Source organism: Croceitalea sp. W27, assembly GCF_055693185.1.
This window is the reverse complement of record NZ_CM146327.1, coordinates 1766254-1789687: the sequence shown is the minus strand read 5'-3', so window position 1 is coordinate 1789687 and position 23434 is coordinate 1766254. Positions and strand designations below refer to the sequence as shown.

Annotated in this window: 13 protein-coding genes; 2 read left to right on the top strand and 11 right to left on the bottom strand. The window is 34.3% G+C overall.

The features are described from left to right. Positions 1 to 28: 28 nt before the first annotated feature. On the top strand, positions 29 to 3736 hold the full coding sequence (locus tag ACZ1GR_RS08040; protein WP_472611627.1) for a metallophosphoesterase: 3708 nt from the start codon (positions 29 to 31) through the stop codon (positions 3734 to 3736). On the opposite strand, the gene ACZ1GR_RS08035 is transcribed toward ACZ1GR_RS08040, so the two are convergent. From ACZ1GR_RS08035 to ACZ1GR_RS08000, 8 genes are all read right to left on the bottom strand, one after another. After that, complete coding sequence (locus ACZ1GR_RS08035; protein WP_472611626.1) at positions 3733 to 4611, bottom strand: hypothetical protein; 879 nt, start codon at positions 4609 to 4611, stop codon at positions 3733 to 3735. The genes ACZ1GR_RS08040 and ACZ1GR_RS08035 overlap by 4 nt on opposite strands. Before the next feature lie 3 nt (positions 4612 to 4614). Continuing rightward, complete coding sequence (locus ACZ1GR_RS08030) at positions 4615 to 5511, bottom strand: GyrI-like domain-containing protein (protein WP_472611625.1); 897 nt, start codon at positions 5509 to 5511, stop codon at positions 4615 to 4617. 6 nt (positions 5512 to 5517) lie between these two features. Further along, entirely contained in the window at positions 5518 to 6870 is a 1353-nt protein-coding gene (locus ACZ1GR_RS08025; RefSeq protein ID WP_472611804.1) for a vanadium-dependent haloperoxidase, read from the bottom strand. A gap of 6 nt (positions 6871 to 6876) precedes the next feature. Further along, positions 6877 to 10140 (bottom strand): VCBS repeat-containing protein, encoded by a 3264-nt coding sequence (locus tag ACZ1GR_RS08020; RefSeq protein WP_472611624.1) that lies wholly within the window; start codon positions 10138 to 10140, stop codon positions 6877 to 6879. A gap of 11 nt (positions 10141 to 10151) precedes the next feature. Further along, positions 10152 to 13457 carry a VCBS repeat-containing protein gene (locus ACZ1GR_RS08015; RefSeq protein ID WP_472611623.1) on the bottom strand — a complete coding sequence of 1102 codons (3306 nt, stop codon included), beginning with the start codon at positions 13455 to 13457 and terminating at the stop codon, positions 10152 to 10154. A gap of 153 nt (positions 13458 to 13610) precedes the next feature. Then, positions 13611 to 15155, bottom strand: coding sequence for a sodium:solute symporter family transporter (locus ACZ1GR_RS08010; RefSeq protein WP_472611622.1), 1545 nt, complete (start codon positions 15153 to 15155; stop codon positions 13611 to 13613). A 76-nt stretch (positions 15156 to 15231) separates the two neighbouring features. Then, on the bottom strand, positions 15232 to 16389 hold the full coding sequence (locus ACZ1GR_RS08005) for an LLM class flavin-dependent oxidoreductase (protein ID WP_472611621.1): 1158 nt from the start codon (positions 16387 to 16389) through the stop codon (positions 15232 to 15234). 17 nt (positions 16390 to 16406) lie between these two features. Beyond that, positions 16407 to 17294 (bottom strand): aldo/keto reductase, encoded by an 888-nt coding sequence (locus tag ACZ1GR_RS08000; protein ID WP_472611620.1) that lies wholly within the window; start codon positions 17292 to 17294, stop codon positions 16407 to 16409. A gap of 108 nt (positions 17295 to 17402) precedes the next feature. Here ACZ1GR_RS08000 and ACZ1GR_RS07995 point away from each other — a divergent pair, with 108 nt between their 5' ends. After that, positions 17403 to 17945 carry an NADPH-dependent FMN reductase gene (locus ACZ1GR_RS07995; RefSeq protein ID WP_472611619.1) on the top strand — a complete coding sequence of 181 codons (543 nt, stop codon included), beginning with the start codon at positions 17403 to 17405 and terminating at the stop codon, positions 17943 to 17945. On the opposite strand, the gene ACZ1GR_RS07990 is transcribed toward ACZ1GR_RS07995, so the two are convergent. The 3 genes from ACZ1GR_RS07990 to ACZ1GR_RS07980 all read right to left on the bottom strand — a co-directional run bounded on the left by ACZ1GR_RS07990 (position 17942) and on the right by ACZ1GR_RS07980 (position 23292). Then, on the bottom strand, positions 17942 to 18946 hold the full coding sequence (locus ACZ1GR_RS07990) for a LacI family DNA-binding transcriptional regulator (RefSeq protein WP_472611618.1): 1005 nt from the start codon (positions 18944 to 18946) through the stop codon (positions 17942 to 17944). The two genes, ACZ1GR_RS07995 and ACZ1GR_RS07990, sit on opposite strands and share 4 nt — an antisense overlap. Before the next feature lie 32 nt (positions 18947 to 18978). Continuing rightward, positions 18979 to 19911: a YeiH family protein gene (locus ACZ1GR_RS07985; protein ID WP_472611617.1), complete on the bottom strand. Its 933-nt coding sequence runs from the start codon at positions 19909 to 19911 to the stop codon at positions 18979 to 18981. Between the two features lie 81 nt (positions 19912 to 19992). Next, on the bottom strand, positions 19993 to 23292 hold the full coding sequence (locus ACZ1GR_RS07980; protein WP_472611616.1) for a VCBS repeat-containing protein: 3300 nt from the start codon (positions 23290 to 23292) through the stop codon (positions 19993 to 19995). Positions 23293 to 23434 lie beyond the last annotated feature (142 nt).

The following is a 23434-nucleotide window of genomic DNA, read 5'->3' as shown; positions in this document are numbered from 1 at the left end:
ACGAAATTTTGGAACGAAGCCCTTTGATATGAAAAAAATTTACCTAACCACTTTGGTATTACTTATAGTAAGTTGCGCAACTTACAAGCCAAAATATGCAGAAGAATTTTCTGGGCAATCAGTAGATAGTAATAAAGAGGCAATACATACTTTTTATTTAATCGGCGATGCAGGATTGTCGCCAATAGGGGAAATGAACCCAATTCTTAAATCTTTTAAGTCTACATTAGATGCCGCACCTTCGAACAGTACTGCGATATTTTTAGGGGATAATATTTATCCTGCGGGCTTACCCGACAAAAAAGATTCGACCAGGGCATATATTGAAGCTAAAAGTCACCTTGATGCACAATTGAAAACATTGGTGAATTTTAAGGGAAATCCAATTTTTATTCCAGGAAATCATGATTGGTACAATGAAGACTTAGAAGGCCTGAAAAGGCAAGAGAAATATGTAGAGAAATACTTAGAGGATAAAAAAGCCTTTTCTCCTGATAATGGTTGTCCAGTTGAGGAGATTGAGATAAATGATGAGATAACACTTATCGTGATAGACACCGAATGGTTTCTTACGAATTGGGATAATAAACCAGATATAAATGACGATTGTGAAATAAAGGATAGAGAGCGTTTTTTCTTGGCAATGGAAGACGCCATAAAAGACAATAGTCAAAAGACGACTATTATCGCCATGCATCATCCGATGTTTTCTTATGGTTCGCATGGTGGTCAATATTCTTTTAAACAACACATATATCCAAGCAATGGAAAAGTGCCGTTACCAATTATTGGAACTGTTATTAACCTTCTAAGAAGAACTTCAGGTGCTTCCATAGCTGATATTCAGAACAAACGTTACAATCAACTAAAAAAGCGTCTGGTCACGCTGGCACAATATTCAGATAAGGTCATTTTTGCTTCTGGTCATGAACATACATTGCAATATATAGTTGAAGAGAACACACCACAAATTGTCAGCGGCTCTGGTGCCAAGAAAGGGGCTACGAGATTATTGAACGGTAGTAAATTCTCAAGTGGTCAGACAGGCTATGCCATTTTAGAGGTTTATAAAGACGGTTCTTCTAAAGTTCGATTCCATGGGGTTGAAACTAACAAAGAAAGTTTGTTATACAGTACTCAGGTACTACCACCAAATAGAGAAAAACAAAAATTCAGTGGGGAATCGGAATTTCCTGAATTTGTCGAAGCTTCAATCTATACAAATGAAGAAGTAGATAAAACAGGTTTTTTTAAAACTATATGGGGTGAGCGTTACAGAAAGTATTATGCTACAAAAGTAAAAGCCCCGACCGTTAATTTAGATACATTAATGGGAGGCCTTAAACCTGTAAGAAAAGGAGGTGGACACCAATCGAAGTCTTTACGACTTGAGCATAAAGATGGCAGGCAATTCGTTATGAGAGCACTTAAAAAAAGTGCAGAACTCTATTTACAGGCGCTAGCTTTTCAAGAAGAATATATAGTAGGGGATTTTGAAGGAACGATTACTGAAGCCATATTACAAGACTTTTATACTGGCGCACATCCTTATGCACCATTTACGATAGGTGAACTATCAGACGCCGTTGGTGTATACCATACAAACCCAAGACTTTATTATATACCTAAGCAAGCAGCGTTAGAAGATTTCAATAAAGATTTTGGTGATGAGTTGTATATGATCGAAGAACATGTTTCTGATGGTCATAACTTACAGAGTTTTGGCTACACCAAAAAAATTGAAAGTACGGATGATTTAATGAAGAAACTTCGAAAAGACGAAGATTATAAGATAGATGCAACGGCTTACGCACGTGCTAGACTTTTTGATATGATGATCGGTGATTGGGATAGGCATGTGGATCAGTGGCGTTGGGCCCAGATGAAAGATGATAACGGAACTAAAATTTTTAAACCAATACCTAGAGATAGAGATCAGGCTTTTTCAATAATGGGTGACGGAGCGCTGATGGGTTTTGCTTCTAAAACGGTACCCTCACTTAGATTATTTGAAGGTTTCAACGAAGAAATTCGAAGTGTCAAAGGTTACAACTCCTCACCAATGACTTTTGCTTTGGATATGGCCTTACTCTCTGAAACTGATTTAAAAACTTGGGAGGAGCAGGCAAAATATATTCAAGAAAATCTTACTTCGGCCAATATAGATAATGCTTTTGAGCAATTTCCGGTTGGGGTAAGAGACGAAACAGTAACGAAAATTAAAAAAACACTTTTAGCAAGAAAGTCAAATTTGGTTGAAACCGCACAAGAATATTTTAAAGTGATAAATAAGTATAGTGTGGTAACGGGCACTGATAAAGACGATTATTTTGTAATTAACTCAGGCAATGATGGTGATCTAGTAGTAAAAGTGTTTCGCATTAAAGATGGAAAAATGACTGACCTCTTTTTCGATAAGACATATAGTAGTGCTACTACAAAAGAGGTTTGGATTTATGGTCTAGATGATGATGATGTTTTTGAAGTAAATAAGAATGATGGTAAAATAAAACTCCGTTTAATCGGGGGACACAATAATGATGTTTATAAGATCAATGAAAATAGCAGAGGAGTTCATGTTTATGATTTTAAAGACAAAAAGAACACGTTTGATGAAGCGTACAGTGGCAAAGTCCATAAAATCAGGGACTATAACACCAATACATATCAGTTTTTAAAGATTAAAGCTAGCAATAACCAATTATTACCGGCCCTTGGGTTTAATCCGGACGATGGTTTTCGTCTAGGTATCACCAATACATATACATTTAATGGATTTAGACAAAACCCTTTTACGCAACAACATACTTTTAATGCAGCTTACTATTTTGCCACAAGCGGATTTGATTTTGGTTATAATGGAGAATTTGCCAATGTGTTTGAAAACGTAAACCTAGAATTAAATGCGAAGTTTACCAGTCCTAATTTTGCGATTAACTTTTTCGGATTTGGTAATGACACTGAAAATAATGACGATGAAGAGGAATTGGAACTTGATTTTAATAGGGTAAAAATCAGAACTATCAAATTTGCCCCTTCATTGGTTTGGAGAGGACAATTAGGTTCAAAAGTTCGTGTAGGCGCCTCATATGAAAATTATGATGTTGAAGAAACCGAAAATCGCTTTATTGAAGGATTCTTCACTAGTGACAATAGGGATACCCAGCATGATTTCTTTGGGTTAGATGCTGAGTACAGCTATTCTAATGCTGACAATGAAGCTTTTCCGACTATGGGAATGGAATTTAATTTGCATGGTGGTTATAAAACAAACTTGAGTGAATCGGGAAGAGCTTATGGTTTTATAATTCCAAGTTTGTCTTTTGATTATAAACTAGTTGCCAATGGGAGACTGGTTCTAGCAACAAAAGTCAAGGGCCATTTTAATATTGGCAATGATTTCGAGTTTTATCAAGGAGCTACAATTGGCGCGAACAATGGTCTTAGAGGATTTCGTTTTCAGCGCTTTAATGGAAAAACGGCTTATTTTCAAAATACTGACCTAAGACTTAGTTTTCGAAAAAGGCAAACAGGTTTATTACCTGTTACACCTGGTATATTTGGGGGTTTTGATTATGGTAGGGTTTGGTTGCCAGGTGAAGATTCAAATACATGGCATAATTCTTATGGCGGCGGATTTTTCGTAAATGGCTCTAATATTTTATCTGCAAATTTTGGGCTATTTAATAGCACCGATGGGTTGCGTTTCGCATTTGGTGTAGGTTTCGGATTTTAAAACTTGTTTAAATCTAAACGGTATAGATTTCCACCTTGAAGATGTGATTTTTCATCTGATAGAAATAAGGTAGAATCGTTTTTAAAACATAATGCCTCTAATTGTGTGCGCAAACCTAAATCAATTAGTTGCTTTTTTCCTTTTGAAAAATCGTCAAATTTAAAATCTGTAATTAGAATAAGATAGCCATAGGTTAACAAGGCAATTTTAGTTCCATCTGAAGATATATCAGCTGAAGTAATAGAACAAGTATCTTGATTGTCACATACTTCAAATTCAGCAATTAGCGTAGCTTCATAGGTTCCCTTTTTATCTGGAACCCTATAAATTAAAGCCTTGCCATTGTATGGTCTTGTTCTGTTTTTTGTGATGATATATAAAAAATTATTCCAATGAAAAAAAGCCTCTGCATCGTACAGTAGTTTTGACTTTTTAGGAGGGAATTTTTTCTGTTCGGGATACACGAACTCAATCTTTTCAGCTTCAATTTTATCTCCTTGTTCCCATTCTGGATTTGACAATTTATAAATCGTCAATTCTTTTCTATCATTACCATTGTTTCCAAAATCACCAATATATAGATTACCTTCAAGGTCTTTGGCTAAATCTTCCCAATCGTCATTTTTAGCATTTTTGACTTCAAATTGTCGCGTAATTTCTCCTTTTAAGTTTATTCTGTAGATATTGTCTTTGTTGCCATTATCCTCTATAAGCCACAACGAATTACTTGTGAACATTTGTATACCTGAGTTTTCATCTAGATTAGAGGGTATATCGGTAATTATATCTAGTTTTCCATGGTTTTGACAGCTTACTTGAAATAAGAAAGTAATAAAGAAAAATATGGTGTAATATTTTTTACTAATATGCACCATTCCTTATCGGTCTTCAGATTTGATAGGAAGATAAACTTCAGCTTTCCACTCTAATTCATTGCCACCCAGGTTTGGATTGTCAAAAAAAATCTCAATGGGTTTTATGTCCACACTTATCTTATTCTTTTTAGCGTAATCTAAAAGTGCATACCAAGCTCTATCCGAAGTTATGTAATTGCCGTTATAAATAGCCTTAATGGCCTTACCCCCATTGAACTGTTTGTACTGTATCTCCTTGTGTTTAGGCAAGCTATCCGAAAGTTTTACTGGATAACAAAAATTATAAGTAATGCTATCATTTTGCCTATCCCAATTCGTAATTTCAATAAAAGGAATTCCACCAATACCCAAATTATTATCATCAACAAAACCAGATAAGTATGGGTAATTGGCCATCATTCCGAAAGCTTTATTTTCTTGAGATTCCTTAACTGCCAAATAGGCACAGAAGACAGGTTCTACCTTTTCTTCACCTATAATTTTCACCTTAAAACTTTTTAGATGACCATATAGTAACTGGTTAAACTCTAACAATATTTTTTTTGACCTCTTCTCTAATACGGTATTCCTAAATGGAATCTGAATTTTATTTGCTAAGCTATGATCAAGATCTTTAATTTGCACCTGTATTTTGGAAACGGAGTCATTTAGGTTTTTGATTTTCCAATCATAAATTACAGTGGTGTCATTAAACTTCAATCGTTGTGTAAGCGAATAATTATCTTTTTGTTCTATTAATTCTGCTCCAACTTTGTTTGTCCAAATCTTTACGGTTTGGCTAACCGTACCAGGTGTTGTTTTTGCCCTAAAAGTGATTAAGTAATCAAAAGGTTTTAAAAAAAGATACCAACTTAACCCTGCAATTATTAATATCAGAATAACTATAAAACTTCTTTTCATTTAGTATTACTCATTTAGTACAACTTTTCCTTTAGCGTTTGTCATTTTAAGGTTATTAATGACAAATTCCCCTAAATCCCTTCCTTGTTTAACTCCAACTTCAACAGCTGCTCTATAATGAATACCTCCATACATTCTGCTAATTGCAGCTTCATCTGCTGCAGCTTCAAAAGATTTAAAAGAACGTACTGGAAGTCCATAAGGAATTTCAGTTGTATCATCAAAAGCAAAGTCCTCACCAAAAATATGAGTCAAGACCGTTGAAGCTGCTCCAGAAACGACACTGTGCCCACTGGTATATTCTGGAAAAGGAGGGGTTTGAAGCACTGGCTCCCAATTTTCATCAATATGTTCATTAATAAGCGTTTCAGGTCGGATTAAATTGCTTCTATACTTCTCATCCCAACAACTAATAAAAGCATCTGCAATTGCAATAGAAGTTTTTGTATAAGCATAAATGGTCTTTGCAAAATCAGAATTGGACTCAGTACTTGCAATTTTAGTTATACCAATCCAATGTGCACCTGGAGTGATTTTTTTTGTAGCAAACATCAAGTGCCCTCTAGTAACTGAAACATAGGGGTTACAGTCCCAAAATTGTGCTATGGCAACTTCCTCAGAAGTATCTCCTTTTGCGGTTATCTCATTGCTAATATCATATACTTCTCGCAATTCCTTATAGAAATCAGAATCTTCTTCCATAGAAAATTCAGGAGGCATTACAGGCTTAAACTGTGAGGCAGAATCAATTACAAAAGGCCTAATTTTGTTCCAATGCGGTTCAATACCGGCCATATATGCGGGGGGGGTTGGTTGCCATCTTGATGGATTATCGGAATCAATAGTAAATTTTGGCATGGTACGAGTCTGTTTATAATTGTCTTTATCCATCCAAAGTCCTATATGATCTGCTACTCTGAGCCCATAATTTTTTGAAATTTCAAAATCTTGATTGTTTTTGTCTTCCCAAATAGTATAGAGGCTATCACGATATTGCTCAACTCTATCTTCTGAAAAAATAAGCCTTTTGCTAAGTTCTAAATGTGCTACTAAGGCGGCAAGGTTATAGTTTACTTTTTTGTTTTCTTCTGGCCTTGGAATTTCTGACAGGCCAGGTAATTGATTTGTCAAGGATATATAGTTGCTATCTTTTTGAGCAATAATTTCATAGGCAGCAATATTAGGATAAGCAAAAATTCTGCTAGCAACAGGAGGGGAAAAGATATCATGTATCATGACCTCAGTGACTTTATCCACTGCATTATGAATCTCAATCGGCAATATTTCTATAGGCTCTTTCTTATTGCACGAAAAAAAGAAAAAGGCTAAAACGAATATGAATACTAATCTTTCTTTCATCATCTTTTAATTTGTAAGTTCATATATATGGCATCTTTCGTTATTGAAAGTGACGCACAAATACTTTTTATCTTTAAGAGTAATTATATTTAAATGTCTTGCGGATTTTTGCTCCAAATTAAGACCTAACCTGTTACCCAAAATTACATTTTTTTCAGTTTTTATAAGTGCCCCTGAAAAGGAATCGAATCGACCATGAAATGGCTTTACACCAAAGTAATTACCAGCACTTAAAACCTCTTCTCTACCATCATTATCAAAGTCAAAATTTAAAAAAGTGGTTATTGGGGCCACTTGTAATTCTGTTTGAAATGGGATAAAATTGAACTTTCCATCATTGTTTTGCAGGTATCCAGATTTCAGTTCATTTACCTCAAGAAGTTCGGCTTCGTTCAAAATCTTTTTTTCAAAAATTTCAGAAATGGTTTTACCAGCAAAATCTTTGTAATTTTTGTATTTTTTTCGCAAATGTACCATTTGGCTTGACAATTCATCAAGGCCTAGTAAAGGGTAATAATCTCCATTTTTTTCTATCGCTACAATTGTTTCAGTACTTCCATTGTCATCAAAATCAGAAAAATACATTCTCATTGGACTTTCGTTTGTGGCTGAAAACTTTGAATTTTGGCCCCAGTTGCCCAATAAGTAATCCGTATCTCCATCACCGTCAATATCAAATGGGGCTATGCTTTGCCACAGACCGTTGAGTTTTTTATCGATGAGATTGATTTCAATTAATTTACCGTTTGAATTCTTGAAAAACCGTGGACTCATCCACTCACCTATAACAATTAAATCTTTATTGTTGTCATTATCAAAATCATGCCATATGGCATCTGTTACCATACCTAATTTTGAGAGCTTGAAACCTTCATGCATTAATAGTTCCCCGTTGATATTTTCAAAAATTACACTGTTTGGTGATTCTCCAAAATTTTTAGAAACACTATTCGCACCAACAAAAACGTCTAAATCCCCATCTGAATCAAAATCATAAGGCTTAATTACAGACGTATTTTCAAAATAATCTGCAACCTCTTTTTCAGTAAAGGAAGTATCTTGTTGTATATAATAATTATCGAGTAGCGGTTTCATTTTCGCGTAAAAGTCAGCCCCACCTGATCCTAAAAAAACATCTTCTTTTGAGTCTCCATTTATATCAAAAATGGCAGCAGCTACTTCTTCCTTAACTAGATTATTTTGTAAACTGGAAAATTGGGCTTCCACATACGAAGTGTCCTGCTGAATATAAATTTTAGAAGTGTTGAATTTAGAACTACCAAAAAAGATATCTTCTCTCCCGTCATTATTCAAATCACCAATTGCTGTAGCAGGTCCGCGGTCTGAAACTTGATAAGGAATCAATTTTTCACGAGTAAAGTCTATGTAATTATCTTCTTTATGGGTAAAATCGATGCCCAAGTTGGAGTCTATTTTTTTGAACAAAGTATTATTTTTTTCCTTCAGAGAACCATAATCAAACGGCTTGGTATTTTCTTGAGCAATAGTTAAAGTTTGGTTTACTTTTACCTTCTTTAGCACTTGATAACTTTTATCTGGCCAAATGACCTTTAATGAATCAATAATTTCCTCATTTCCATAGCCAAAATGTATAAAAGGTTCTGAAGAAGCCTGGAACCCTCTTGTAGTATACAATTCTTTGTATTGTAACTTTCCTTTATGGAATGAAAAAACTTTAGTTCCTATCCCAAGCTTATTTCTATTTTTATAATCAAACTTTAATTTTATATAGTTAGAGGTATTATCTGTTTTATTAACATAAAGGGTTGGACTTTTATCAATGTTATTGGTGATCAAATCAATATCACCATCGTTATCGAAATCTGCTAAGGCAGTAGCTCCAGAAATTATGGTATCATTTACAATCCATTCTTTGGATTTATCCTTAAAGCCTAAATTGCCATCTCCCTGAAAAATATAGTTATGCGTTGCCCCCGAAGGCATCAAATTCAATGCGTTTTGATCTACTAATTTTGTGTTATCTATTTTCTTTCTAATCTGTTCATTAGAAACATATTTTATGAAATCGAGGTCATTCGGTCTTTTTGTTATTCCGTTTGAAATAAATAGATCTTGCTCTCCATCTTGATCATAATCTGCAAACAAAGCACTCCAGCTCCAGTCTGTGGCAGCTATACCACTGAGTAGTGCAGTTTCCATATATTGTCCAGAAGGTTGGTTTACATAAAGCATGTTTCTAGTAAACTGATAGTGGTAACCATAATTTTTAACTCTCAATTTTTGAACTTGAATATTATCGTCTCCCTCAGAAGATTTTAAAGCAACTTCTTCCTCGGGCAACATATCTAAAGAAATTAAGTCAGGAAAACCATCATGGTTAATATCAGCAGCATCACTACCCATAGAAAATCTACTTGTATGACCAAAGTATTTTCTTAGGCTTTCAGTAAAAGTGCCATCGCCATTATTTAAATAGTAGTAATCATCTTCATGGAAGTCGTTTCCAACATAAATATCAGGATAACCATCCTGATTAAAATCTGCAACGGAAATACCTAAGCCATACCCGTTAATTCCCCCATAGATACCCGCTTCTTCGCTTACCTCAGTAAATTTGTCACCATCATTCCGCATCAATTTATCACCTGTTTGATAATTTCTTTTAAACCTTAAATCCATCTTTCCAAAAGATTTTTGAGTATGCACCGCATGATTTAAAATATACAAATCTAAATCTCCGTCAAGGTCGTAATCCAAAAAGGCGGCGTTACTGCTATAAGAGTCAAAGTCTAGACCATACTTACTTGCACTTTCTGTAAAAGTAATCTGTCCCGAACTTACCGAAGGACCATTATTAATATATAACTCATTATAACCATCAAAACCATTTATACCTACAACGGCACATACATAAATGTCAAGGAGCCCATCCCCGTTTACATCTCCCATTACGGCACCTGTATTCCATGTACTATTGCCTTGCACTCCAGCAGTGGCGGAGATATCTTCAAATTTTAGATTGCCTTTGTTTATATATAAGGCATTACTGACTTGATTTCCTGAAAAAAAGATATCTGGCAGGTTATCATTATTAATATCACCGACAGCTACGCCACCACCATTATAATAATAGAGATAATCTAAAATATTGAGTTCATCATCACTTTCAAGGGTGTTTTTAAAGCTAATGCCAGTGCCTTTAGAAGTGGCATTTGAGAAAAGCTCACCTTCATTGTTTTTGCAACTAATGATGAACAATAGAAGTAAAATATAAATGACGTCTTTCATAAAATAGCTTTTCACTTGCTTTTTACCTTAAACAGAACAGGTTCCATATTATTAATGCCAACTAGAAAATTTGTTTCACCACCTATATTGATTTCAGTGATACTTCTTGCCGGTCCAGAAATATCTACTTGCCAGTTTTCCGGATATTCAAATCCATTTTTTTTATCAAACCTCAAAAATATGCCATGAGACGCATCCATCCTACCTAATTGGGTGCTTATTTCATATGTGTTGCCAACAAGTAATGCATCTTTAAAACCATCATTGTCAAAATCCTTAATTATGATATCTTGAACTGTGGAAATCTGAGCCATTAGAGGAAGTTCTTTCTTGATAAAATTTCCTTCTCCATCATTTTCAAAGTAACAACTTGCCAATTCAAAAACCCATTTTTTCTCTGCCTTTTCAAGGTTTTTTGTTCCAAATAATTCTTTTACGGAGGCAGAAGCAAAAGCATTGTAAGACAAAAACTTCTTGTTTAAAAAAGGCATTTGTTTGACTAATTCATCTTTTGACGTGAATGTAGTTTCCCTGTTTTTGTAGAAATAGGTCACCAAAGGTTCTCTGGAGCCGTTATTATCAAAATCATTACTGTAAAGGGTTATGGGCTCTTTTTTTGAAGCTGAAAACTTACTGTTCTTGCCCCAGTTACCTACAATTAAGTCTATATCTCCGTCATTGTCAAAATCTTCAGCCTTTACAGTATTCCACCAACCGTTTGTTTCTTTTAATCCACTTAACTCTTTTTTTTGAAGTGTTTTTCCGTCATTTAAAAATATTGATATTGGCATCCAATATCCAACTGAAATAAGATCTTTAAATCCGTTATCGTCAATATCAATCCAGATTATGTCTTTTACGGTCCCGATATTTTCAAAATCTGGTGCTTTAGTTTTTGTGATAGTGGTAAAATTTCCTTTTCCATCATTCTCAAAAAGGTACTGCTTAGGGTTTTTTCCGAACTGCCATGGCACTTGGTCAGATACGATAACAATATCAAAATCGCCATCATTATCGAAATCACTAACACTAGTTTTTGAGGCATTCAATTCTATACCATTAAATTGAATTGAATCTTTATAAAAAGTACCATTCTTGTTAATGTAAAGTCTAGGTTTAATATTGTCCGAAGTTTTAAACTCATTGCCTCCACTTACAACTAACAAATCTTCAAAACCGTTGTTGTTGGCATCAAAAAAAACATGCGAAACGTCTTCGCTTAGTGCATCAATAGAAAATAATTCTTCTTGCGTAGTTTGAAATTTCTTATCAATGGTTTGAAGAAATAACGCTGAAGGTTGTGCCTTGGCACCACTTATAAAAAAGTCGTCCAGGCCATCTTTATTAATATCTACAACTGAAATTGATGGACCCTCATTCGTATTTGCAAAAGGGACTAAAGGATCGCGATCAAACTCTATAGATGTATTCTCTTTATGCACAAACTCAAATGGAAGCTCTTCTTTAGAGGTAAAAATATTTTTTTTGAGTTGGGTTGATTCGAAATAGTTTCCTGAAGCCTCGAGATAATCCATTGTAAGTAAAGGGATAGTGCTATTTATTTGGATCAATGTTTGGTATTTATGGTCTGGCCAAATAACTTTTAAGGAATCTATTATGCTATCATTTCCGATACCAACAAGTAATTCATTGGGCACGGCAGATAAATAAGATCTTGAAGGATAATTCTCAATTACCTTTTTATTGCCTTTAAGATAAATAATAATTTTAGAGCCAATACCAAATCTATTTTTTTCATTTCCTTTTAATTGGATTTTTATAGACCTGTTTTTACTATTCAGTGTATTCTTTAAAATATAGGCTTCTGTATCAATATTGTTTACTACGATATCCAGATCGCCATCGTTGTCTAAGTCTGCATAAACACAACCATTGCTAAAGGATTCTTCACTTTTAAACCAGGTATCTGTAACGTCATCAAACGAGATGCCATCTTTATTTTTAAAAAAATAGTTTGCCACTTTTTTTTCTGGAATTTCTTTAACAAAAGCCATTTCCTTTTCTGTCATGCCCTGTTCTATTCTTTTTTGAATATTGTCATTGGCAATGAAACTTATAAAGTCCATATCGTTAGTGGCTCCCTTGATGCCGTTTGAAATGAAAATATCTTTAAGGCCATCATTATCAAAGTCGGCTAATAATGCACCCCAAGACCACTCCGTGGCAGTTATACCACTTAGATTTCCTATTTCACTAAAATTAGTATCGCCTAAATTTAGGTGAAGCGTATTTTGCATATACTGTGGCGCATAACCATTTCTTAAATATTGTCGATAAGTTGAGAATGGAAATTCTAAACCAGATGTTTTATAGGTCTCAATATTTTCTGGAAGCATATCTAAAGAAACAATATCAGCCAACCCATCATTATTTAAATCTGCAATATCATTACCCATGGAAAAATGTGTCGTATGACCTAGGTATTTACCACTTGTACTTATAATTTCTTTAAAGCTTCCATTTTTTTGGTTAATGTATAAGTAGTCATTTTCAAAGAAGTCATTTCCAACATAAATGTCTGGATATCCATCATTGTTTAAATCACTAATGCTTAAGTCTAATCCATATCCGATATTTCCTTGAAATATTCCAGCCTCGGCAGAAACATCGACATATACACCATCATCATTACGAAAAAGTTTATCGCCAGATTTTTCATCAATTTGTTTGCGTTTAGTCCCTTTACCATATGTGCGGTTTGGGTGTAAGGAATGGTTTAATAGAAACATATCTAGATCACCGTCAAGATCATAGTCAAAAAAAGAGGCCTTAGTTGAAAAACCTTTGAAATCCAATCCATATTTGGCAGCATCTTCTTTAAAAATGGGAATACCATCCTTATTTATCCCTTGATTAATATATAATAGATTGTGTCCTTTAAAATCTTTGTAGTTAACAACTTTGCAGACATAAATATCCAATAAACCATCATTATTTATGTCTACATGTGTTACACCCGTTGTCCAATTTCCAATATTAGACAGCTTTGATCTAATGGTAATGTCTTCAAATTCAAAATTTCCTTTGTTCAAATACAATTTATCCTCTCCTTGATTAGCGGTAAAATAAAGATCTATCAATTTATCGTTGTTGAAGTCGGCAGCAGCTACTCCAGCACCATTATAAAAGTATAAGTAGTTGAGAATATTAAGTTGTGGTAAACTTTTGAGTTCATTTTTAAACTTAATACTGGAAGTAGAAGAGGGAATTTTTTTAAAAAGGTTAGTTTTCTCCTTTTCAGTACAACTACAAAAAAGAATACTTATAACAACAATGGCAAAGAGATGAATTTTCATTATACGAAAAAAGGGGAATATAAGAATTAACTGCTATATGCAAAAAGTACTTTTAGTTAATGTTTTTGCTAAAAAGAATAGTACTTCTTATTTAAGAGATTACAAATGCTTATAGGGCTTTTTTTATGGCAAGAGATTGTTCTTTTTGCGTTTTTAATGAAAAATAACATGTAATGCAATCAAGGATAATGCCATGCCAATCCCCACTTTTCCCAGTAAGGGAGATGCTGGTTCGGGTTTTAATTTATCTTTAATGAAACTACTCTTTGAACCTAACCAAATAATGGCAAATCCGACCAAAATTACCCACATTGCCCTAACTAGATAGTTCATGTCCGGGAACAAGTAGATAAATAAAAACTGAAGGGGAATGGTTGTCGCAAAACCAAACAAAGCCACCCGATGTTTTGGAGCCATTAAGAAAGCTGCAGCACATATTAAAACCACAATTCCGCAATTAATAAAATATCTTAGCTCGTTGAGCGTATGGGTAAATGCCGCGCCGGAGTCTTTAAACTTAATGAACAACAATACAATACCGATAATTACACCAGATATAAAAGATAATAAAATGGCCTTTTTACCTGATTTAACTATTTGTTGGTCTGTAGCGTCTTTTTTGATATAGACTTTATAGATGTCTATAGACCATAATGTGGCTAATGAATTAAAGGTAGAATCCACCGTACTCATAAGTGAAGCGAATAGGGCACATAGAATAAGTCCTTTTAGGCCAACAGGGAGGTAAGTATTTACCAGATACGGGAAAGCAGAATCAGGATCTGTCAATCCGTTTTCCCCTAAAATACCTACAAGTGCTATCCCTGGAAGAATAATAATGGCAGCCATAAAGTATTTCATAAGACCACCTACCATAAGACCTATTTGTACATCTTTTAGACTTCTTGCAGCTAAAGATCTTTGCACTACAGATTGATTTGCGCACCAATAATTTATGTTAAGTAAAAATGCCCCAAAAACATGTATCCATGGTAATTTAGGATGATCGGCGGGAAGATGTAAGTGCATTAAATCACCCGTTTTTATGTACAGTTGCGACCAGCCCCCCAAATGATGAATGGCGATTAACATAACCACTACCCCTCCAGAAAGAAGTATTACAAATTGAATCACATCAGTTCTAACAACGGCTGCAAGACCTCCAAAATAGGTGTATGTTGCAGAGAACAATCCTAGGAACACAATAAGAACGGCGATTCGAGTTAGCCGGTCATTATGAATAAATGACAGATAATCGCCAAAAACCAAATCAACGGAATATGCACCCCAGAATAGCGCAGCTCCGAGTGTTATCGTAGAAAAAAGCAGAATATTCGATCCAGAATATATAAGTGCAATAGTGCTTCCCAATCTGGTTTTTATGAATTGGGTTATTGTAATAATCTTTTCACGCAGATACATCGGCACAAAGATGAACGCCGCTAACAAAAGACCTTGAATAGCATTAATTTCAAAGTTTGCTTGGGCTAAACCATATAGGTATGCCGAACCCATAAAACCTAAAAACTGATAGCCTTGAACATTTGTAGCGATAGTTGAAAAAGCGATAGAAGGCCAACGAAGGTTCCTAGAACTCAAAAAGTATTCTTCGGTTGTTGCTTCTTTTGAGGTCTTGCCGGTAATCGCAGTTACAAAAACTATAACGAAATATGCGCAAACAATCAGTAAGTCAATCATAAATGGTGCTAGTTATGCGTTTGGTTTAACACTGTAAGATAAGACTTTTGTTCCAAAAAGATTATTTTAAACTTGATTATTGCCGAACTCCAGCAGCCAACGGAGATAAAGGTTCTTCATTGGTTATTTTTCCCTGAGCAATAGGCATTGAAAAGGTCTTTATTTTCGGCAATACTAATTTTGCAAACCTTTCACATTCTTCTTTATGTGGGTAACCTGAAAAAATAAATGATCTTATTCCCATATCCATATAACGGTTAAGTTTTGCTATAATTTGATCAGGAGTCCCAACCAATGCTGCACCACAACCAGAGCGCCCTTTGCCGATACCGGTCCATAAATTGTCCTCTACATAACCATCGTCTTTAGAAATTTCTCGCATTTCAGCTTGTCTGCTAACACCGTAAGACTTGGCGTCCAACGCACGTTCGCGCATTTCTATGCCCTGTTCTACCCCTAATTTAGAAATTATACTATCCGCGTAGGCTCTTGCTTCCTCTTCAGTATCTCTAACTACAACATGAACTCTCAATCCAAAATCTACTTTCCTTCCATATTTAGCCGCTTTTTCGCTCATGTTCTCCATTAAAGTTCTCAAATTTCCTTCTGTTTCCGGCCACATAAGGTAGACATCACAATGTTCTGCACACAAATCTACCGCAGCAGGGGAGTACCCCCCAAAATAAAGTAAAGGGCCATTTTTTTGATAGGATTTAGCTGGACTAGAAGGTAACTTCATATTATAAAATTTTCCTTGAAAATCAATTTCATCCTTTGTCCATGCTTGTTTTAAAATTTCAATGACTTCCCTTGATCTTAGGTACCTATCTTCGGAGGATAAATCTTCTCCGGGTAGGTTGGAAGAAATAATATTTATGGTAAACCTTCCTTTTAGGATATGATCAATTGTTGTTAATGTTCTAGCTAACATCGGCGGATGAATTTCACCACATCGTACGGCCGCTAGAATATTTATCCGTTCGGTCATTGGGGCCACTGCAGCTGCAAACGGCAATGTATCTTGCCCAACTTGGTATGATGAAGGGCATAAAATATTTCTATACCCATTTTTGTCAGCAGTTAAAAGAATCTGCGAAGCATTTTCAAACGTGCTTTTGTAGGCCATACTTCGCTCCCCTAAATATCTATCATCTCCATTACATATTGGCGCAAACCATGAAACTTCTGCACCTTCAAGGTGAGGGGATCTAATCTGTATTTTACCGTTTTCCATTGTGTATATATTTATGTTTAATCAACTTCTCTTCCTATTGCAGCTTCCCATAACATATACCATTCTTCATGAGTAAGGTTTATATCCAATACCTTTTGCGCCGCTTTAATACGTTCTAATTTAGAAGTGCCAAGAACTGGTATAATTCCAGCAGGGTGTTTTCGTAACCAAGCATATAATAGCTGATCATTTTGTAACCCATATTTTCTTGATAGCTCTTTTAAAGTCTTTTGTATTCTTAAAATAGACTTATCCTTGGTCTCATTAAATAGTAAGCCGCCACCTAAAGGTGACCATGCAGACGGGATAACGCCTAACTTTTGGCATTGGTCCAATGTGCTATTTTCAAAAGCATTTCTGTGTACTAACGATATTTCAACTTGATTGGTTATTAATTGAGTAGATGCATTTAAAAGGTCAAATTGGGAGGGAGAAAAATTTGAAACTCCAAAAGCTAGTACTTTACCCTCTTTTTTTAAATCGGAAAAAATTTCTGCAATCTCCTTCGAATTAAATAGATAGTCCGGTCTATGCAGAAGTAAAACATCTAGATAATCCGTTCCGAGTTCTTTTAAAGAAGTTTCCACAGAGTTTTTTATATGTCTTGATGATAAGTCATATGATTTAATGGCATGTTGAGGCCTGTTTTCGGAAATTAATTTGATACCACACTTTGTGGTTATCCTCATCTTTTTGCGAAGGTCAGCTCTATTTTTTAAAACATTACCGAATTCGCTTTCCGTTGTGTAATGACCATAAATGTCTGCATGGTCAAAATCAATTAAGTCTAAATCGATACATCCTTCAATAAATCTCTCATATTCTTTGGCGGACAAGTTACTGCCCCATTTGCCCAAACGCATGGTACCTATTATAAACGGAGATATATTATCTTTTGAAAGCATAGGAGTATGATTTAGTCAAATGTAACCAAATAATTCAAAATGTAAACGTTTACATTAAAAAATAAACTAATTTTACGACACGATTTACGAATGATTAAAACGTAATTAATGATTACAATTATCTCAGGCTCTAATAGAAGTAATAATAAGACACTTCACTTTGCCAAATATGCTTACGAAGCGCTCCAAAAAATAACTGATGAAAAGGTGCTATTTTTAGATTTATCCACTATAGATGGAAGTGTAGTAAGCGAGACCATGTATAAGGACTCTGATCAACCAAAAACTATACAACACATTCAAGATACTTATTTTATACCTGCATCTAAATTCTGGTTTTTTGTGCCTGAATATAATGGGAGTTATCCAGGCATAGTAAAGTTGATCTTAGATTCAATGTCCGTAAGAGAATACAAAAATAGTTTTAGTGATAAAAAAGCCTGTATTACTGGTATTGCTTCAGGAAGGGCAGGAAATTTAAGGGGAATGGATCACCTTGCCGATGTGTTAAATCATTTGGGCATACATGTGCATTCTAACAAGAACCCCATTTCATCAATATATAAATTACTTGATGCTAAGTCTAATACGGTAAATACTGAAACGGCAGAAACACTACATAAACAGATTTCACAACTTTTAAAATTTTAGTCAAAAGAAGATTTTCTTATAACCAATTTTGGAGAAAGGATTTTTGTTTTAACAGAAATCTCATTTTTTGGTTTTAATAACTCTAAAACCCTAGAAGTAGCTATTTCACCCATTTCAAGACATCTTTGATCAATTGTGCTTAGCTTAGGTTGTGTTAATCTACTGAATTTCTTGTTGCCAAAACCAATCATTTTTACATTTTTTGGAACATCTACTGCAATTGTTTTTAAGATGTTTAAAAGATAAAGACAGCTTTCGTCACCATGGGCAAAAATCCCATCAAAAGAATTTTGGCTCTTGTATAGTTTTTGAATTGTTTTGGTATCTTCAGACTCGTTCATGCTCAGGTAGATAATAGAAGATTCGCTTAAGGAATAACTATTCTTTTTAAGTGCATCCATAAATCCGTTCTTCCTTTTTCTATGAATAGAAACTTTTGGTTCTCCAGCAATATGTATTATGCTCTTACAGCCTTGTTTAATTAGGTGTTCCGTAGCGATGTAGGCACCCTTATAATCATCAAAAACTACTTCATTTACGTTTTTTACAGGGGGGGGTCTATCAAAAAAAACAATTGGCATGCCATTTGATTTTAAACTATGAATAATATCAAAATCATCGGTTTCTTTTGAAATTGATATTAATATCCCGTCTACTTTTGATTGAATTAAAGACTGAATGGCCTTAGTTTCCTTTTCTTTGGACTCACGGGATTGGGCTATAATAATGGTATAATTATGAGCGTTGGCTTTTTGTTCAATCCCGTTTATAATTTTGCTAAAAAAAGAATTGTTTATTTCCGGGACAACTACCCCAATAATTTTACTTTTTCCGCTTCTTAATGCAGCGGCCATGAGGTTGGGTTGATAGTCAAGCTTTTTGGCAGCTTTAAGCACTTTATCCTTTGTGTCTTTAGATACTAAAGCACTATTATTTAAGACCCTAGAAACTGTTGCAACTGATAGTCCAGTTTTTTTCGCTATGTCCTTTATTCCTGCCATTACTTATTATAATTCTATAAACTATTTGGCTTTTAAAAATAATTGACAATGTATGCCAAGGAAATAATGGCTAAGATAAGCCAAGTTAGTACCGCCACTATTAAAATGCTGAATCCTAGCTTTTTTATTTGAGAAATATTGATTTGAAGACCGATTAGAAAAAGAGTGAAAATCAGTAGTTTTCTGGCACCCCAAACTATGTGATGGTTTATATCTTGTATTTGGGGAATATATGAGGCTATTATCATGGCGACTAGAAAGCCAAAAATAAACCAAGGGAATTGAATCTTTTTTTTAGAATCAGTTCCAAAGGAGATGATTAATACCAAAGGAATAATCCATAAAGTTCTTACCAATTTTGTAGTAGTTGCAATATTCAATGCTTCTTCACCAAATAATTCTGCAGCACCTACTACCGAACTAGTATCATGTATAGCTATGGCCGACCATAATCCAAATTGTTCTTGATTGAGATTAAAATAATGGCCTATTGAAGGAAAAATGAATAATGCTAAAGCATTTAGCAAAAACACAATCGCCAATGATATTGATGTTTGGTTGGAATTTGCCTTAATGCTCGGACTAACAGCAGCTATTGCGCTACCTCCGCAAATTGCTGTGCCTGAGGCTACCAATATTGTTGTAATTCTATCTGATTTTAGTAATCTACCAATTGCAAATGCCACAATAAATACAAAGACTATTGTAATGAGCGTAATAAAAAAGCTGTTTGAGCCTATCTCAACGGCTTGCTTAACATGAATGCCAAATCCTAAACCTACTACAGATGCCTGAAGAAGGTATTTTTGGAAAGGTTTATTTTTAGATACCAAATCTTCATTGGCCAGTTTAAAAATACCACTTAACATACCAATACCTAAAGCTAATGCCGGCGAAATGAAATTTAAAAGTATTCCTATAAATACAAGGCATACTATACCATAAGTGGACAATTTATTTAGCATAATAAGTTTTGATAAACATACGAATAAAATGTAAACGTTTACATTTATTTATAACGAAGAAAGCTCAAAACCCGAAAGAATTTAATTGAATTTGTAGGTTATTGGCGTATCATTGTTTCTTGCTACAAAGAGGAAGTTATTTTTGTCGGCATCTTTGAAAGAGGCGATATGCTTTATTTCTCCTTTTTGAAAAAAACCTGATTTAATATTAGGGAGCCATTCGTAACTCCCATTATCTGAGCCTAAAATTACATCGCCGTAACTTGAATCTTGTCTGGAGTATTGTGGTTTAAGGTCATAATTATTGCCCCCTAGAATGATATCAATATTACCATCTTTATTTATATCAGTACAATTAATGGCGCATACGCAGGAGTACTGTACTTGTTGCGGGAGTTCCTTAATATAAAAATTCCCTTCTCCATTATTTATAGCAATTACGCTTTCCATAGTATTTACAGTCTTAATAATAGTATTATTAAGGATTTCTTCGGAAAAAAGTTGGTCAATGCTTTTTTTGGCATAGTCAGAAAATTTTAAATTTTCTTTTTTTAGTGAAACAATTTGATTTGTTAGTTCTCGCTTTAGAATTATAGGAAAATCTTTACCATCTATACTTTGGGTCATGATTTGTTCTATTGTACCATTTTCATCAAAATCATTAATATAGATTTTAGCAGAATTTTGATCGGAAACCTTGTATACAATGTTGCTACCACTATTGCCCAAAATTAAATCTATGTCTCCATCCTTATCAATATCAACTGGTTTAACAACATTCCACCAACCGTTTAAGCTATCTAAATTTGTTTTTAGTTGCCTTAAACGGCGACCATTGTTTGTAAATATTTTTGGTGCTCCCCAATCGGTTACAACAACTAAGTCTTTTTTTGAATCTTGATTAATGTCAGCCCATTCCGCAGATGTTATCATTCCAATATCTTTTAAAACAAAGGCTCTATTTTCAGTTACATCAGAAAAATTGTTGTCTCCCATATTTTCTAGAAATAAGTGTTGCGGATTTATACCATATATACCTGGCACACTTCTGCTAGTAATGATAATGTCAATATCGCCATCATCATCAAAATCATATGGTAATATATCAGAGACGTTTTGTTTAAGGCTTGGTATAGGATTTGGGCTTTTGCTAAAATTACCCTTCCCATCATTTAAGTATAGCCTGTTTAAATATTCATTTGGCTCATTTGGATTGTTACCTCCAGAACCTACCATTAAATCTGCATCACCATCATTGTCCGCATCAAAAAAGTTAGCTGCCACATCTTCAAACGAACGATCCTCACGAAATATATTTAAAGTTTTTTTAGGGACTAGCTTTCCATTACCCATGTGTAAATAAAATTTTGCTACCTGCCCTTTAGAACCTCCAATAAAAACATCTTCATTACCATCACCATCAATATCAGCTATTGCAATAGCCGGTCCTTCTTGTGAAAGCATTTTTGATATTAAACCCTCATAATCGAAATCTACATGTCTATTTTCAATGTGTTTTGAAAAATTGTTTTCAATTTCTTTTAACAGGGACTTAGTTTTTGGTTTTACTATGTTATAATTTAAGTTTGCCTCCTCTTGATTAAACGACAAGACTTGATTTAAAGTGGGATTTTTTAGTATTTGGACTTTATCATTGGGCCAAATAATCCTTAACGAATCTATTTCTTTATTCTTGCCCAATCCCAAAGTGATTGTATAGTCAACGGATGATTGAAAACCACGAGAGGGCATCAATTCATGTCTAATTATATCGCTCCCAATAAAGAGCTCTACTACACTGCCGATTGCAAATGTATTCTTGCCTTGACCTTTTAATTTTAGTTTAATATAGCTATTACCTAATTTTTCACTATTGTTCCTATAAACAAATACTTCTTGATTTACATTGTTTATTATTAAATCAAGGTCGCCGTCATTATCAAGATCTCCGTATGAAGATCCATTGGAAAAACTGGGTGTAGCTAAACCCCAATCAACTGCTTTATTCGTAAAAGATAGATTTTTGTTGTTCTTGAAAGCATAGTTAGCTATTGGAACTGAAGGCATAGCGTCTATTACCTTTTGTTTTTCATCTTTACTGCCGCTTATAGCGGTTTGTTGTCTGGTTACATCTTCAAAAAAATCGATAAAATCTTGATTCGTTAAGTCATGATAAATACCGTTACTAACAAAAATATCACGAAAACCATCATTGTCCATATCAAAAAGTAATGCTCCCCAGCTCCAATCTGTATTAGAAACACCGCTATAATTTGCAACCTCCGCAAAAGTATTACCTTGATTCAATTGCAAAGTATTTTGCATGTGTTGATGGTAGTAATCATTTCTTAATTTAAGCTGATAGGTATCATATGTTTCAAAATTAGTAGTGGTCTTAAGTCTTTCATCACCTTCGGGCAACATATCCGTAACAAAAATGTCAGCTCTACCATCATTATTAATGTCGGCCATATCCGCGCCCATTGAAAACAAACTTAAATGATTTGTCCAATTTTTAATGTCTTCAGTAAAAGTTCCATCTTGATTGTTTATATAGAGATAGTCATGTTCAAAGAAGTCATTTGAGACATATATATCAGGATATAAGTCATTGTTTATGTCACCAACGGTTACGCCTAAACCAAAACCAATGAGACTTCCATATATTTTTGCTTCTTCACTTACATCTATAAAAACACCATTGTCGTTCCTTAATAACTTATCGCCACCACCTTTCAATTTTTCAGGTACATTCCAATCTTTGGCCCTAACATGGCGTTTGTTTTCATATCCCAAACTGGCAACTGGTATAAAGCTATTGTTTAGAATATACATATCTAAATCACCATCTTTATCATAATCAAAAAAAGCAGCATGTGTTGTAAGGCCACTATCAGCTAGGTTATATTCTTCAGCTTTTTCGGTAAATGATAAATCGCCATTATTGATAAACAACTCATTTTTTTGATCATCACCTTTAATGTTACCTGCATTACAAACGTATATATCTAAAAAACCATCTGCATTAATATCTACAAACACAACTCCTGTAGACCAAGCTTTGGTGCCCAGGACACCTGCCTTTTCGGTTATATCCTCAAAATTAAAATTCCCTTTGTTTAGATACAATTTGTTCTTCTTTCTGTTCGAAGTAAGGTATATATCTGGCAGGCCATCATTGTTTATATCGCCAATGGCGACACCCCCGCCATTGTAAAAATTACGATATAGAAAAATATTGAAACCTTCTTCGTTTTCAATAGTATTTGTGAAGTCTATACCAGTAGTTTGGGCTTCCAGTTTTGAAAATAATGAAGTTTCTGTGTTTTGTGCTTTTTTTTTCTCTACACCGTTTTTACAGCTAAGAAGGGTTATAAGCATGAGGCAGAAGTAAGGTATTTTTTTCAACATGAAAATCTACTTTTTTCTAATAAATTAATCGGTAATAAGTTGGAAATCGAGAGTATTAAGTTTTGATTGATAGTAAAAATCTACAAAATTTTGTTGGTAAAAACTCTTTAAA

Bases quoted from the DNA above. Each gene is read 5' to 3' on its own strand.
- ACZ1GR_RS08040 (WP_472611627.1), top strand. From the start codon at position 29: ATGAAAAAAATTTACCTAACCACTTTGGTATTACTTATAGTAAGTTGC.
- ACZ1GR_RS08035 (WP_472611626.1), bottom strand. From the start codon at position 4,611: ATGGTGCATATTAGTAAAAAATATTACACCATATTTTTCTTTATTACT.
- ACZ1GR_RS08030 (WP_472611625.1), bottom strand. From the start codon at position 5,511: ATGAAAAGAAGTTTTATAGTTATTCTGATATTAATAATTGCAGGGTTA.
- ACZ1GR_RS08025 (WP_472611804.1), bottom strand. From the start codon at position 6,870: ATGAAAGAAAGATTAGTATTCATATTCGTTTTAGCCTTTTTCTTTTTT.
- ACZ1GR_RS08020 (WP_472611624.1), bottom strand. From the start codon at position 10,140: ATGAAAGACGTCATTTATATTTTACTTCTATTGTTCATCATTAGTTGC.
- ACZ1GR_RS08015 (WP_472611623.1), bottom strand. From the start codon at position 13,457: ATGAAAATTCATCTCTTTGCCATTGTTGTTATAAGTATTCTTTTTTGT.
- ACZ1GR_RS08010 (WP_472611622.1), bottom strand. From the start codon at position 15,155: ATGATTGACTTACTGATTGTTTGCGCATATTTCGTTATAGTTTTTGTA.
- ACZ1GR_RS08005 (WP_472611621.1), bottom strand. From the start codon at position 16,389: ATGGAAAACGGTAAAATACAGATTAGATCCCCTCACCTTGAAGGTGCA.
- ACZ1GR_RS08000 (WP_472611620.1), bottom strand. From the start codon at position 17,294: ATGCTTTCAAAAGATAATATATCTCCGTTTATAATAGGTACCATGCGT.
- ACZ1GR_RS07995 (WP_472611619.1), top strand. From the start codon at position 17,403: ATGATTACAATTATCTCAGGCTCTAATAGAAGTAATAATAAGACACTT.
- ACZ1GR_RS07990 (WP_472611618.1), bottom strand. From the start codon at position 18,946: ATGGCAGGAATAAAGGACATAGCGAAAAAAACTGGACTATCAGTTGCA.
- ACZ1GR_RS07985 (WP_472611617.1), bottom strand. From the start codon at position 19,911: ATGCTAAATAAATTGTCCACTTATGGTATAGTATGCCTTGTATTTATA.
- ACZ1GR_RS07980 (WP_472611616.1), bottom strand. From the start codon at position 23,292: ATGCTTATAACCCTTCTTAGCTGTAAAAACGGTGTAGAGAAAAAAAAA.